Here is a 14,575-nt window from a genome sequence, read left to right on the forward strand (position 1 = left end):
GTGTGCGACCCTATGAGGTCATGAGCGAGTCGCAGCCCACCCAGCCCGGTCAGCACGATCGGAACGATCAGTACGTCCTCACCCTGTCCTGCCCCGACAAGCAGGGCATCGTGCACGCCGTGTCCAGCTACCTCTTCATCACCGGCTGCAACATTGAGGACAGCCAGCAGTTCGGCGACCACGACACCGGGCTGTTCTTCATGCGGGTCCACTTCAGCGCCGACAGCTCGGTGAGCGTCGACAAGCTGCGGGCCAGCTTCGCGGCGGTGGGCGACTCCTTCGGCATGGACTGGCAGATCCACCGGGCCGACGAGAAGATGCGGGTCGTCCTGATGGTGTCCAAGTTCGGGCACTGCCTCAACGACCTGCTGTTCCGTTCCCGGATCGGCGCGCTGCCGGTGGAGATCGCGGCCGTGGTCTCCAACCACACGGACTTCGCCGAGCTGGTCGCCTCGTACGACATCCCCTTCCACCACATTCCGGTCACCCGCGACACCAAGGCGCAGGCCGAGGCGCAGCTGCTGGAGCTGGTGGCGGCGGAGAACGTCGAGCTGGTGGTCCTCGCCCGCTATATGCAGGTGCTCTCCGACGATCTGTGCAAGGCGCTGTCCGGCCGGATCATCAACATCCACCACTCCTTCCTCCCGAGCTTCAAGGGCGCCAAGCCGTACCACCAGGCGCACGCCCGCGGGGTGAAGCTCATCGGTGCCACCGCGCACTATGTGACCGCCGATCTCGACGAGGGCCCGATCATCGAGCAGGAGGTCGAGCGGGTCGGCCACGAGGTCACGCCGGACCAGCTCGTGGCGATCGGCCGCGACGTGGAGTGCCAGGCCCTCGCACGCGCCGTGAAGTGGCACAGCGAACGCCGCGTACTGCTGAACGGCAGCCGCACGGTCGTCTTCGCCTGAGCACGCTTCCCCCCACTCGGGAATACCCTCCACCCCCGTCCCGTTGTGGGCCCCGAGGGGGCGCTCGGAACCCCTACGGGACCTGTTCGACGCCCCTTGGTGGATGTCCCCTACAAGCGGGACAGCCACAACGGGACAGCTACAGCCGGGACAGCCACAAACGGCACAGCTACAGCCGTGACAGCTACAGCCGGGACAGCGACGCGGTCGCGAAGAGCACCTCGCGGATCGCGTCGCGTTCGCCGTCCTGGCCCGCGGCGGCCTCCTCGGGGGAGATATGGCCCGCGGCCAGCTGGCAGAACTCGGCGCTGTCCAGGGCGATGTGCGCGACGGTGCGTTCCGGGGTGCCCAGGGCGGCCGGTGAGTCCAGCGCTATGTACCAGTGGCCGCCGCCGTTGCCCTCGACCTCCAGATGGAGCGTACGGCCCGGGGCGCCCGCCTCGACCAGCCGCTGCGGCGGCGCGGCGAGCCCGGCCCGGCGGCGGTCGGCCAGCGCACTGGGCAGCAGCCGGGCGGCGAGGTCGACCATCTGGTGGAGATGCCCGGCGGCCGGGGGCACATACGGGTAGTCCACGGCCTCCGCGATATCGCCGGCATGCACCCAGCACTCGAAGGCGCGGTCCAGGAACGAGTCGCGCAGCGCGAGCCGGAAGTCGCCGTACGGGACGGCGAGTTCGGCGACCCTGCTGCCGGCGAACGACACCTGCCGCATCAGTGCATAGCTCTGGTCGCGCCACGGGGCGTGGACGGTGAGCGGACGCTGGGTCTCATCCGCCGCGCGCCAGAACGTTTCCGTACGGATGAGGGGGTCCGGGGTGCCGGGCGGGGCGGCGGTGCCGAGCGGATCGGTCAGCCCGAGGGCCGTCGCGACCAGGCCGTCCACCGCCATCAGATGACCCATGACACCGGCGACGGTGGACTCCCGCTCGACCGGGCGGTCGCCCTCGAACCAGCGCAGCCGCACCGGAGCGCGCCACTCCGCCTCGCCCATGTCATGCAGCAGCGCGTCCAGCTTGGCGGTCTCCGCGTCGTACGGCGCCGCCCAGTCGGGCACCGGGATGCGGGCCGGCCGCCGGCCCAGAGCGCCCTCCAGTACGCGGGAGCGCAGCAGCGGATCGAGGTCGAGGCTGTCGGCGGGGTGCAGCAGCCCGACGGCATCGCGCAGCCGCAGTGCCTCGTCCGCACAGGAGGCGCAGTCGGTCAGATGTGTCTCGACGGCGGCCGTCTCCTCCGCGGAGCAGGCCGCCAGCGCCCAGGCGCCGAGCAGCGACTTGAGGACCCGGTGCGGCCGGGCGGGATCCGGGTCCGGGAGCGGCTGGAGCGCCGGCGGCTCGGACCCGGGCCCGGCGTCCGGGAGGGCCTCGACGGTGTCGCTCGCCGGGTCGTGGACGGGGACCGGCGGGGTGTCCGGAAGGGGGCCGTGGTCCTCGGCCGCGGAGCGCGGGGACGGTATCCGCGGCCGCTCACCGGGGCTGCCGGGCAGCTCGCGGCCGTCCCACTCGTCGGGGCCCGTCACCGCGACCGTCCATGGCCCGGACCGGGTGGTGCGGAGGATCCCGGGCCGGTGTGCTGGGAGTGCGACGGCAGTGGGCCGCGGGGCGCGTGCGGCCCCGGTGGCGCGGTGGGCGCCGCGGGGGAGGAGCGTGGGCCGCGGGCACCTACGGCCTTTCCCTGGCCCTCATCTCCGTCGGCTTCCTGGCGATGCTCGGGTCGATGATCCTGCTGCCGCTGTACCTCCAGAACATGCGCGGACTCAGCCCGCTGGAGACCGGCCTGCTGGTCATGCCGGGCGGTCTGGCCATGGGAGTGCTGGGACCGACCGTGGGGAAGCTGTTCGACCGGTTCGGCAGCCGGCCGCTGGTGCTGCCCGGCTCGATCGGCATGGTGCTCTCCCTCGGCGGCTTCACCCAGGTCTCGATGACGATGCCGTACTGGCAGGTGCTGGGACTGCACACGCTGCTGATGGTGAGCCTGGCGGCGACGTTCACCCCCGTCTTCACGCTGGGCATGGGCGCGCTGCCGCCACATCTGTACTCCCACGGCAGCTCGATGCTCGGGACGTTGCAGCAGGTCGCCGCGGCGTTCGGGACCGCGCTGGTGGTGACCGTGATGTCCGCGCGCAGCGGTCAGCTGGTCGCCGACGGCGTGGCCGCCGCGCCCGCGGCACTGAGCGGGATGCGGCTGGCCTTCGGCGTCGCCGCCGGCCTCACCGTCGTGACGATCCTCGTGGCCGCGAAACTGCCGCCCCGGATCGCCGCCACCGAAGCCCCGGAGCACGACAGCGCCGCGGAGCAGCCCATCGGGTCATGAGGGCCGGCGGAGCTCGGCCCCCCGGGCTCCGCACACCGCAGCGCGGGCCGCCCGACGGCCCGTACGCCCCTCACAGCCACCCTTCCCGTCCCACCGCCGCCGCCCGGATACCCTCCGGGCGGCGGCCGTCGTACGGGCCGAAGCCGCGGCCGGTGGCCAGGACGACGACCGAGGTCATGGCGGCCAGGCCGTAGGCCGTCGTGGCCATCGAGAGGGCGCCCTCGGTGGTCTCGAAGGAGCGGTTGAAGAAGTCGGACACGGTCAGCCAGACCACCGTCCGTACGGTCATGTACAGCTCCAGCGCCGCGAACACCAGGAGCGCGCCCCGGACTTCCCGGCGCCCCCGTAGGGCCAGCACCCCGAGGATCAGCAGGACGAGCACCGAGCCGACGGTGGTGAACTCGGCGGACGCCGCGAGATCGAGGGCGCCGAGCACCGAACCGTCGACCACCCCGCGCAGATAGCGGCCGGTGTCCGTCCCGGTGGCCGTCATGTCGCGGACCGCCCAGCCGAGTTCGGCCAGCGCCATGACCACGAACAGCACCCCGCAGATCCGGGACAGGCGGCGCCACTGGGCATCGGGACCGGCCGCGGGCGGCGGGGCGTCCTCCCGCCGCTCGGTGGCCGGGAACATCGAGAACAGCACGACCAGCGCCACCACCACCCCCAGCCCGCGGGTGGCGAGCGCCCAGCTGCCCAGCGGGTCGTTGGTGTACTGGTGGCGGTAGGCGGCATGCAGCAGGCCCACGCCCTCGCGCAGCGAGAGGGCGAGCAGTACGAAACCGGACAGCAGCGCCGCGGAGCGTGCCACCCGCCGCTGGGCCAGCATGAGGACGGCGATCACCAGGAACGCGGCGGTGAAGGCCCATTCGTACGGGCCGAGGATCTGGGTCGTGGGGGAGGCGCCCGGATTGAACAGGCCCTCGACGAAGTCCCAGGTGCTGCCGTTTCCTTGGGTGATGCCGAAGACCGTCCAGGCACCCAGCACCGCGGCGTACAGCGTCAGGCACAGCCCGGTCGCGAGATAGGCGCCGCTGTGCTCCGGGGCGGCCCGGCGCGGATCGGGACCCGGACGGACATCCACCGTTCCACCGTCCTGCATCACCATGACCGACCCCCGATCCGCCTCTCGTGGCCGCCGTACCGGCAGTTCCCGTACAACAGCCTCACTGTGTCAAGGACGGCGGGAGAGCCGGTGGAGGTTCCACCCCGTGTCGTCCGGCTCCCGCCCGGCTGATCAGCGCAACTGCCGCGCCGTGCCCGCGAGGGAATCCCGCTCCCTGGGGTCAGGTATACCCGGTCGTCGGTCACCATCTGGCCCCGGAACATGGCCTCTTGGGCTGATTCCGGAACCCGACAGGTTGCCCAAGGCGGCCACGGCACTTGCCACGACTGCATCCATGCGGGCAGTGGATCTCAGCGGACCAGGTCAGCGGCAGGGTGTGCATGACCATGGCCGGACGAGGGGTGCTGCCCCTGCCCGAAGGGCGGCCGTGCGGCAAGATGGGGCCATGGGGATCTTCGGGGGCGAGGGCCGACTGATCGGTGGCCGGTACCGCCTGGGAATACGGCTGGGCCGCGGCGGAATGGGAACGGTCTGGCGGGCCACCGACGAAGTGCTGGGGCGTCAAGTCGCGGTGAAAGAACTGCACTTGGACGAGGGAACGGCCGAACGCGAGGCGCTGGTGCAGCGTGAGCGGGCGATGCGCGAGGCGCGGACCGTCGCGCAGATCAAGCATCCCAATGTGATCGTCGTGCATGACGTCGTCGAGCAGGACGGCCGGCCGTGGATCGTGATGGAGCTGGTGGAGGGCGCGTCGCTGGCCGACCGGCTGCAGAGCGGCGGACCGGTCGCGCCGCGCGAGGCGGCCCGGATCGGCGTCGCGCTGCTGGGCGCGCTGCGCGCCGCGCACACCCGCGGGGTGCTGCACCGCGACATCAAGCCCGCCAACGTCCTGATGGAGTCGGGCACCGGCAGGGTCGTGCTCACCGACTTCGGTATCGCCCAGGTGCCCGGCGTCACGACGCTGACCGACGCCGGCGGCTTCGTCGGCTCGCCCGAATACACCGCGCCGGAGCGGATGGCCGGGCACGGCACCGGCCCCGAGGCCGACCTCTGGTCGCTCGGGGTGCTGCTGTGCGCGGCGCTCAGCGGTGCCTCGCCGTTCCACCGCGACTCGTTGGGCGGGGTGCTGCACGCGGTGGTGTACGACGAGATCGAACTCCCGGAAGCCGCCCGCCCGTTGCACGCCGTGGTCCACGGCCTGCTGGACCGGGAGCCGGAGCGGAGGCTGGGCGTCGCGGAGACGGAGCGGCTGTTGCGCGGCTATCTCCAGTCGGGCCGCGCCCCGGAACGCGGGACGGGCGGGCCGCCGGGGCACGGCTCCGGTCGCGGCCACAGCGGTCACGGGGACCACGGCGGTCACGGCGCCAGTGCCACGGGCCTCGCGGCCGAGGCCGGCGGCCCGCTCCCCGGGGGCCCGAACATCCCGCGCTACCACGGGCCCGACGTCCACGCCCCCCTGCACGATGACCCCGGCGGCGGTCTGCCCGGTGAACCCCCGCCCGGCGAGCACCCGTCGAGCGAGGACCCGCCGGTCGCGGGTACGCCGCCCCCGGGCCCGGCCGCTCAAGGCCGTGCCCCCGGGGGCGCCGGAAGACCCGGCGGCCGTACGGGCGGCCGCACCCCGGGCATGCCGATCCGGGACGCGCTCGACGACCGGGCACTGGCCGCGGCCGCCCGCCCGCACACCGGCCGCGCCCGCACCGCCCTGCTGGTCGCGCTCGCGGCGGTGGTGATCGGCGGCGCCGGTGCGGGCATCGCCGTACTGCTGATGAACCAGGGCGGAGCCGACGGCGGCACCGGCACGGGCGGCAAGCCCAGCCGGTCCCAGCAGGCCTCGGACACCGGGCCCTCGAAGGGCGGCGACTCCGGCACCGCGGAACCCACCGTCACCGCGCCACCGGCCTCCGGGGGCGCCGCGAGGATCCCGGCCGGCTACCGCCTCGTCCGCGACCCGGCCGGTTTCGCACTCGCCGTCCCCGAGGGCTTCACCCGGTCCTACGAGAACGACCGGGTCTACTACTACTCCCAGGGCAAGCGGTTCCGGATCGGCGTGCAGCTTCAGCAGCCGGTGCCGGAGGGACCGCTGGGCGCGATGCGCGCGGCGCACGCCAAGGGCCCCGCCGATTACCGTGGTTACCGCCAGGGGCAGGTCACCGAGACCACCCACAACGGGCTCCAGGCCGGGCTCTGGGAGTTCGTCTGGGACGGCAGTGCCCAGGACGGCGGCGCGCGGTACACCTACGACCTCAGCTGGGACGAGGGCGGCCGGATGGTCGATGTGTGGATCTCCTCTCCGCTCGCCTCGCGCACCGAGGCCAAGCGGCACTTCGACACCGCCGTCGACGCGTTCCGGCTGTCCGGGACGTGACCGCGGGCCTTCCGGTCGTCCCAGACCAGCGCCCTTGCGGCCAGCGGACACTGGCACGATTGTGCGTGCCGCGTGAAAACTCATTACTGCCGGGTACACAAAGCGCCGGGGGAGGAATACGCTCGCCCGCATGACGGACTCGCAGGACACCGGAACAGCCGCCTCCGCCGCGGAGGCCCCCGCCGAGGCCCCCACGGACGCCCCCGCGGCCGCCGTGGCCACCGCGCCCGACGGGGCCCCCGCCGCCGGCAACCCGGTCGCCCCCACCCCCGCGGGCGCCCGCACCGCGGCGGAGGTGGTCACCCCCGAGATCGCCGCCCGGCTCACCCGCGGTGTGGTGGCTGGGGGAGGCCGGACCGCCAACCACACCCCCTTCACCGGGGAGAAGCTGGCCGATCTGCCGGAGTCCACCCCCGAGGACGTCGCCACCGCCTTCGAGCGCGCCCGAGCCGCCCAGGAGCGCTGGGCCAAGGTCCCGGTCAAGCAGCGCGCCGCGGTCCTGCTCCGCTTCCACGACCTGGTGCTGCGCCGCCAGGCCGAGGTGCTCGACCTGATCCAGCTGGAGACCGGCAAGGCGCGGCTGCACGCCCATGAGGAGATCCAGGCGGTCGCCGTCACCGCCCGCCACTACGGCCGCAAGGCGCACGCCTACCTCAGGCCCAAGGCCCGCACCGGCGTCGTACCGACCCTCACCAAGGTCACCGAACTCCGCCAGCCCCGGGGCGTGGTCGGGCAGATAGCCCCCTGGAACTACCCCTTCGAGCTCTCCGTCGGCGACGCCCTGCCGGCCTTCGTCGCGGGCAACGCCGTCGTCATGAAGCCCGACACGGAGACCGCGCTGACCGCGCTGTGGGCCCGTGAGCAGCTCATCGAGGCCGGGCTGCCGGAGGACGTCTGGCAGGTCGTGATCGGCGAGGGCCCGGTCGTCGGCCCCGCCGTCGTCGCGCACGCCGACTACGTCTCCTTCACCGGCTCGACCCGTACGGGCCGCGAGGTCGCCCAGGGCGCCGCCGCCCGGCTGGTCGGCGTCTCCCTCGAACTCGGCGGCAAGAACGCCATGGTGGTGCTCCAGGACGCCGACGTGGAAAAGGCCGCCGCGGGCGCCGTCCGCGGCTGCTTCGCCTCCGCCGGACAGCTGTGCATCTCCATCGAGCGGCTCTACGTCCACGAGTCCATCGCCGACGACTTCCTCCAGCGGTTCGCCGCCCGGACGAAGGCGATGCGGCTGGGCAACGCCCTCGCCTACGGAGCCGACATGGGCTCCCTGGTCGGCGAGCGCCAGCTGGAGACCGTCACCCGCCATGTCGAGGAGGCCGTCGCCAAGGGCGCCGAGCTGGTGGCCGGCGGCCGCCCCCGCCCCGACATCGGCCCGCTGTTCTACGAGCCGACCATCCTCGACGGCGTCCAGGCCCCGATGGCGGTCTGCGGCGAGGAGACCTTCGGCCCGGTCGTCTCGATCTACCGCTTCCGCGACGAGGACGAGGCGGTGGCGCTCGCCAATGCCACCCCGTACGGACTCAATTCCAGCGTCTGGACCAAGGACGGCCGCCGCGGCCGCGCGGTCGCCGCCCGGCTGCGGACCGGCACCGTCAACGTCAATGAGTCCTACGCCGCCGGCTACGCCAGCGTGCAGGCACCCATGGGCGGTATGGGCGACTCGGGGCTGGGCCGCCGGCACGGCTCCGAGGGCATCCTCAAGTACACCGAGGCGCAGACCGTCGCCCACCAGCGGCTGATGCCGCTCGCCCCGTCCTTCGGCATGACCGACGAGAAGTACGCACAGTTCATGAGCCGCAGCCTGCGCGCGATGAAGGCGTTCCGGCTCCGCTAACCACAGCAGCAGGGAGAGCCAGTGCCCCAGGAGAACTCTGCCCGGAACCCGGACGCGAACGGCGGCCGGGACGACCGGGACACCGGCGGCGTCCAGGACACCGACGGCGCTCAGGACACCCAGAACGCTGACGGCTACGACTACGACGTGCTCGTCGTCGGCTCCGGCTTCGGCGGCTCGGTCTCCGCACTGCGGCTGACCGAGAAGGGCTATCGCGTCGGCGTCCTCGAAGCCGGCCGCCGCTTCACCCGGCAGACCCTGCCGAAGAACTCCTGGGACATCCGCAACTACCTGTGGGCGCCGGCGCTCGGCTGCTACGGCATCCAGCGGGTGCATCTGCTCGGCAACGTCATGGTGCTGGCAGGGGCGGGCGTCGGCGGCGGCTCGCTCAACTACGCCAACACCCTCTACGTCCCCCCGAAGCCGTTCTTCGAGGACCGGCAGTGGGGCGATATCACCGACTGGCAGGAGGAGTTGGCCCCCTTCTACGACCAGGCCAAGCGGATGCTGGGGGTCCGTCTCAACCCGACAATGACGCCCTCCGATGTCCACCTCAAGGAGGCCGCGGACAAGATGGGCGTCGGCGACTCCTTCCATCTGGCGCCGGTCGGGGTCTTCTTCGGGGACGGCGAGGACGCGGACGGGACGTCGAAGGCGGCACCGGGCGCGGAGGTCCCCGACCCCTACTTCGGCGGCCAGGGCCCGGCCCGTAAGGCCTGTACGGAGTGCGGCGAGTGCATGACCGGATGCCGGCACGGCGCCAAGAACACCCTCAACGAGAACTACCTCCACCTCGCCGAGCGGGCCGGCGCCGTCATCCACCCGATGACCTCCGTCGTCACCGTCACCGAGGACTCCCGCGGCGGTTTCGCCGTCGCCACCCTCCCCACCGACAACAAGCGCAAGGGCCGGGGCCGCACCTTCACCGCCCGCCGGGTCGTCCTCGCCGCCGGCACCTACGGCACCCAGACCCTGCTGCACAAGATGAAGGACAGCGGACTGCTGCCCGGCATCTCCGGCAGGCTGGGCGAGCTGACCCGGACGAACTCCGAGGCGCTGGTGGGCGCGCAGACCGACAACCGCCGCTACCGCAAACGGCACGGCACCGAGGCCGACTTCACCCGCGGGGTCGCGATCACCTCGTCCATCCACCCCGACGCGCACACCCATATCGAGCCGGTCCGCTACGGCAAGGGCTCCAACGCGATGGGCGCGATGTCCATCCTCCAGGTGCCCGTCGACGGCCGCGGCTCCCGCGCCGGCCGGTGGGCCGCGAACTGTCTGCGGCATCCGCTGCTGCTGCTCCGGTCGCTCTCCAACCGCCGCTGGTCGGAGCGCACCATCATCGGCCTGGTGATGCAGTCGCTGGACAACTCCCTGACGACCTACCGCAAGCCGGACGGCCTCGGCAAGGGCCTGCTCACCGCCCGCCAGGGCCACGGCGCACCGAACCCCGAGCAGATCCCCGAGGCCACCGAGGCCGCCACCCTGCTCGCGCAGGAGATCAACGGCTTCGCGGGCAGCAATGTCGGCGAGCTGATGGGGACGCCGCTGACCGCGCACTTCCTGGGCGGCTGCCCGATCGGCGCCGACGCCGACCACGGGGTCATCGACCCGTACCACCGCCTCTACGGCCACCCGGGCATCTCGGTCGTCGACGGCGCCGCGGTCTCCGCCAACCTGGGCGTCAACCCGTCCCTGACGATCACCGCACAGGCCGAACGCGCGATGTCGCTGTGGCCCAACAAGGGCGAGACCGACCCCCGCCCCGCCCCGGGCCGGGCGTACCGCCGGCTGGCACCGGTCGAGCCGGTCCGCCCCGCCGTCCCCAAGAAGGCGTTCGGCGCGCTGAACCTGCCCTTCCTGGCCGTCCCGCCGGTCCCGCCGAAGAAGTCGCTCACCTAGGGCGCCTCTTGCGTACGTACGACGGAGGGCCGCACCCCGAACCGGGTGCGGCCCTCCTCTTCTGCGCCTGCCGTTACGCGGCGGCGCCGTCCGTCTTGCGGCGGCGGACGACGAAGATCGCGCCCGCGCCCACGACCATGGCGACTCCGCCCACGAGGCCGAGGGTCGGCAGCGCGGAGGAGGCACCGGTCTCGGCCAGGTTGCCGGTCACCGGCAGCTTGTCCATACCGTCCTTCGGCTTACCGGTGCCGACCGGCTTCCCGCCGCCCTGCGTACCGGGCTTGTTGCCGGGCTTACCGGGCTTGGCCGGCGGGATCTCGCCCGGGTTGCTGCCGGCCGAGAGGATGGTGAAGTCGTACCACTGCTCCTCGGACCAGCCGCAGGAGCCGTCCTGGTTCTGGTAGTCGCCCGCCACCAGCGCGAAGCCGTCACCGGCCGTGGCGCCCTTGTCCGCACGGATCCGCATCTTCAGCTCGGCGGTCTGGTGGGCGTCGAGCTGGAACCAGCCGAAGTACTCCCCGTCGGTCCACTCGTCGAACGAGGTCCACTTGCCGGTGTCCGGGTTCTGGTACTCCAGGTCGAGCTGCGACTTGGGGTGGTCGATGTCGCCGGTCGGCACCGCGTAGATGACCGGGTAGACCTCGTCCAGCGTCTGGTCCGTGGTGTTGGCCAGCTGCACGCTGAAGCCCTTCCAGCCGCCGCCCGCGACGAGCTTGGAGGGCAGGTGGGCGACGGTCACCTTGATGGCGGCGTCATCGACCGTGCACTCGTCCTCGTCACCGGGCTCGCCCGGCTCGGTGGGCTTGGCCGAGGTGGAGGGCTTGGGCGAGGCACTCGGCTTGGTGTCGCCGCCGGGGGTGGCCGGGGCGGTCGGCCCGGTGCCGTCACCGCCCCCGGTCTCCTCGCCGGGCTTGGTGTCGTCACCGGGGGTGGTGTCACCCGGCGTGGTGTCGTCCGTCGCGTTCTCGTCACCGGCGGCCGGGGTCTCCGGCTGCGTGGTGGGCGCGTCGGTCTGCTCCGAGCCAGGGGTGCCCGGCGTGGGCTCGGCACTCGCGCCGGCCTCGGTCTCGGGGCCGGTCGCGTACGCGGCAGGGGCCGCCAGCAGGGCGGCGGGGGCTATGACGGCCGTCGCGGCGGCAGCCGTCAGGGCACGGCGAAGCTTCATCGAGAAGACCTCTCGGGTCCAAAGTGCCGGTTTCCGGCACAAGTGGTTGCGGGCCGTCGCGGTGGGGCGCGGTATGGCCGTGCGATTGCAGGTACATGACCGGCCATGGCCGAAAAAGGTTGTCCACTCAACCAGAAAAGCCGTTGTGATGCCGGTCACGCCTGTCACAGCAGCCTCACAGGCTTCACAAAGGCCGTGCGCAGCATTCGCTCGACGGCGGACGTGCGCCGGGCGCACCCCGGGCACAGCGAAGGGCCCCGGACACCATCCGCGAGGGGGGTTGCGGACGGTCACGGGGCCCTTGGCTTTCGGTGCCGGCGTCAGGGCAGCGCCGGCACCGAGGGGCGGCGCTGGGGGGGGGTAGCGCCGCTGGCTTTCGGGGTGGTGCGCGATGGTGCGGAGCTCGCGACGGTCGGACCCATGGCAGTGCACAGTCCCTACCGGACGCGGTGCGTCGTTCGTCAAGCATCGTCCTGGATGCGCCTCACCTGGCGCAACCGTTTCGACCGGATGCGGTCGGTCCCGGGCGTCCCCAGGACCGACCACCCCATCGGATGTGACCGGGCTGCTGTCCCCTGCTGACCGGCCACGGCACGGAGCGAGGTCCCACGACGCGGGCCGCGGCTGGCGGCCGGCGTCTCATCGCTCCGGGTTTCCGCCCGTGGGGCGGCGTCTACGCGTAGTCGTGCAGGCCGCGCCTGGCTGGCGTGGCACCGGGAACAACGAAGCCTCGCAGCGGCCGGTCACGCGCCGTATGGGTGAGTCGGCAACCGAACTCAGATCCGGCAGCTGCGCCGGGGCGCGTGCGTTCCTTCACGCGCCCGCCCGGCCCCGAAACCGACCGCACACCAGCCAAAACCGGCCACGCTGCTGACCCGTGCCGCCTCAGATCTGGCCCCGGGACAGCTCCAGCAGGGTCATCGCCAGCGCGGTGCCCGGCTTGCCGAGCTGGTCGCTGTAGTGGGTCAGGATCTCCATCTCGCGGGCGAGGTTCACCCGCCGTCCGCCGGAGGTGACGCGCTCGTGCTGGATGACGGCCGAGACGGCCATCCGTTCTTGGACGAGGCCGATGATCCGGCCGTCGAGATCGTCGATCCGCTGCCGGGCGTCGGTGATGATCCCGGCGGCCTCGGGGGAGCGGGCGCCGGTGTCGGGGGCGGTGCTGGTGGGGGTGCTCATGTCCGTCATCTCCTGGGGTGGGTGGCCCCGGAGCCGCGGGTGGCCCGGACAGACGCAGGCGCCCCGGACCTTTTCGGCCCGGGGCGCCTGGGAAGTTGCTCGTCAGTGGATCAAGCAGCACGACCATGGCAGCCGGTTGGGCCGGTGCCATAGGTAAAGACGAAGGTCAGCTGCTTGTTCATGGGGCTCAGTATGAGCCCGTTAGAATCGAAAGTCCAACCCCTGCTCCACACCGCCGGAAGGCCGCCGAAGTGCCATCAGCGCCCCCTGCCGCTGCCCCGGACGTCGTCCTCGTAGTCGACTTCGGCGCACAGTACGCCCAGCTCATCGCCCGCCGGGTCCGAGAGGCCCGGGTCTACAGCGAGATCGTGCCGTCCACCATGCCGGTGGCGGAGATGCTCGCCAAGAACCCGAAGGCGATCATCCTCTCCGGCGGTCCCTCGTCGGTCTACGCCGAAGACGCCCCCAGCCTCGACCGCTCGCTGTTCGAGGCCGGTGTCCCGGTCTTCGGCATGTGCTACGGCTTCCAGCTCATGGCCACCACCCTCGGTGGCACCGTCGACAACACCGGCGCCCGTGAGTACGGCCGTACCCCGCTGACCGTCTCCCGTCCCGGCTCCACCCTGTTCGAGGGCACGCCCGCCGAGCAGTCGGTGTGGATGTCGCACGGTGACGCCTGCTCCGCCGCCCCCGAGGGCTTCACGGTCACCGCGTCCACCGACGTGGTCCCGGTCGCCGCCTTCGAGAACGACGAGAAGAAGCTCTACGGCGTCCAGTACCACCCCGAGGTCATGCACTCCACGCACGGCCAGCAGGTCCTGGAGCACTTCCTCTACCGCGGCGCGGGCATCGAGCCGAACTGGACCACCACCAGCGTGGTCGAGGAGCAGGTCGCCGCGATCCGCGCGCAGGTCGGCACCAAGCGCGCCATCTGCGCGCTGTCCGGCGGCGTGGACTCCTCGGTGGCCGCCGCCATCGTGCAGAAGGCCATCGGCGACCAGCTGACCTGCGTCTACGTCGACCACGGTCTCCAGCGCAAGGGCGAGTCCGCGCAGGTCGAGAAGGACTTCGTGGCCGCCACCGGCGTCCAGCTGAAGGTCGTCGACGCCGAGGAGCGCTTCCTGACCGCACTGGCCGGGGTCAGCGACCCCGAGCAGAAGCGGAAGATCATCGGCCGGGAGTTCATCCGGGTCTTCGAGCAGGCCCAGGCCGAGCTGGTCGCCGAGGCCGGCGCCGAGGGCGAGGAAGTCGCCTTCCTGGTCCAGGGCACGCTCTACCCGGACATCGTCGAGTCCGGCGGCGGCACGGGCACCGCCAACATCAAGTCGCACCACAACGTCGGCGGGCTCCCCGACGACATCGAGTTCGAGCTCGTCGAGCCGCTGCGCCAGCTGTTCAAGGACGAGGTCCGGATGGTCGGCTCGGAGCTCGGCCTGCCGGACGAGATCGTCCACCGCCAGCCGTTCCCCGGCCCCGGCCTGGGCATCCGGATCGTCGGCGAGGTCACCAAGGAGCGCCTGGACCTGCTGCGCGAGGCCGACGCCATCGCCCGCGAGGAGCTGACCGCGGCCGGTCTGGACCGCGAGATCTGGCAGTGCCCGGTGGTCCTGCTCGCCGATGTCCGCTCGGTCGGCGTCCAGGGCGACGGCCGGACGTACGGCCACCCGATCGTGCTGCGCCCGGTGTCCTCCGAGGACGCCATGACCGCGGACTGGACGCGGATGCCGTACGAGGTCCTGGCCCGCATCTCCACCCGCATCACCAACGAGGTCGCCGACGTCAACCGCGTCGTCCTCGATGTCACCAGCAAGCCCCCGGGCACCATCGAGTGGGAGTGATC

Annotated in this window: 10 protein-coding genes; 6 read left to right on the forward strand and 4 right to left on the reverse strand. The window is 72.2% G+C overall.

Going from position 1 to position 14,575, the window contains the following annotated elements; genetic code table 11:
• Positions 1-20 precede the first annotated feature (20 nt).
• The gene (gene purU, locus CP981_RS23655) at positions 21-911 is read left to right on the forward strand and encodes a formyltetrahydrofolate deformylase (protein WP_085926914.1); all 891 of its coding nucleotides are present in this window, start codon (positions 21-23) and stop codon (positions 909-911) included.
• 184 nt (positions 912-1,095) lie between these two features.
• On the opposite strand, the gene CP981_RS23660 is transcribed toward purU, so the two are convergent.
• Positions 1,096-2,427, reverse strand: a complete 1,332-nt coding sequence (locus tag CP981_RS23660; protein ID WP_085926915.1) for a zf-HC2 domain-containing protein — start codon at positions 2,425-2,427, stop codon at positions 1,096-1,098.
• Between the two features lie 50 nt (positions 2,428-2,477).
• Between CP981_RS23660 and CP981_RS23665 the strand changes: the two genes are divergently transcribed.
• Positions 2,478-3,221, forward strand: coding sequence for an MFS transporter (locus tag CP981_RS23665; protein WP_244329762.1), 744 nt, complete (start codon positions 2,478-2,480; stop codon positions 3,219-3,221).
• A 70-nt stretch (positions 3,222-3,291) separates the two neighbouring features.
• Here the strand turns inward: CP981_RS23665 and CP981_RS23670 are convergent, their stop codons facing one another.
• Positions 3,292-4,305 carry a hypothetical protein gene (locus CP981_RS23670; RefSeq protein WP_244329763.1) on the reverse strand — a complete coding sequence of 338 codons (1,014 nt, stop codon included), beginning with the start codon at positions 4,303-4,305 and terminating at the stop codon, positions 3,292-3,294.
• Between the two features lie 427 nt (positions 4,306-4,732).
• Between CP981_RS23670 and CP981_RS23675 the strand changes: the two genes are divergently transcribed.
• The 3 genes from CP981_RS23675 (at position 4,733) to CP981_RS23685 (ending at position 10,391) form a co-directional block, all read left to right on the forward strand.
• A complete protein-coding gene (locus CP981_RS23675) occupies positions 4,733-6,655 on the forward strand; it encodes a serine/threonine-protein kinase (RefSeq protein ID WP_085926921.1) in 1,923 nt (640 codons plus the stop codon).
• Between the two features lie 130 nt (positions 6,656-6,785).
• Positions 6,786-8,486: a succinic semialdehyde dehydrogenase gene (locus CP981_RS23680; RefSeq protein WP_244329764.1), complete on the forward strand. Its 1,701-nt coding sequence runs from the start codon at positions 6,786-6,788 to the stop codon at positions 8,484-8,486.
• 21 nt (positions 8,487-8,507) lie between these two features.
• The gene (locus tag CP981_RS23685; protein ID WP_085926922.1) at positions 8,508-10,391 is read left to right on the forward strand and encodes a GMC oxidoreductase; all 1,884 of its coding nucleotides are present in this window, start codon (positions 8,508-8,510) and stop codon (positions 10,389-10,391) included.
• Positions 10,392-10,464: 73 nt separating this feature from the next.
• Here CP981_RS23685 and CP981_RS23690 read toward each other — a convergent pair whose 3' ends face one another.
• Positions 10,465-11,556: an LPXTG cell wall anchor domain-containing protein gene (locus tag CP981_RS23690; RefSeq protein WP_107429569.1), complete on the reverse strand. Its 1,092-nt coding sequence runs from the start codon at positions 11,554-11,556 to the stop codon at positions 10,465-10,467.
• An 885-nt stretch (positions 11,557-12,441) separates the two neighbouring features.
• A complete protein-coding gene (locus CP981_RS23695) occupies positions 12,442-12,744 on the reverse strand; it encodes a chorismate mutase (protein ID WP_085926925.1) in 303 nt (100 codons plus the stop codon).
• Positions 12,745-12,986: 242 nt separating this feature from the next.
• Here CP981_RS23695 and guaA point away from each other — a divergent pair, with 242 nt between their 5' ends.
• Positions 12,987-14,573 (forward strand): glutamine-hydrolyzing GMP synthase, encoded by a 1,587-nt coding sequence (gene guaA / locus CP981_RS23700; RefSeq protein ID WP_085926926.1) that lies wholly within the window; start codon positions 12,987-12,989, stop codon positions 14,571-14,573.
• Positions 14,574-14,575: the final 2 nt, after the last annotated feature.

Origin of the sequence: Streptomyces platensis (assembly GCF_008704855.1) — a bacterium.
Lineage (GTDB): Bacteria > Actinomycetota > Actinomycetes > Streptomycetales > Streptomycetaceae > Streptomyces > Streptomyces platensis.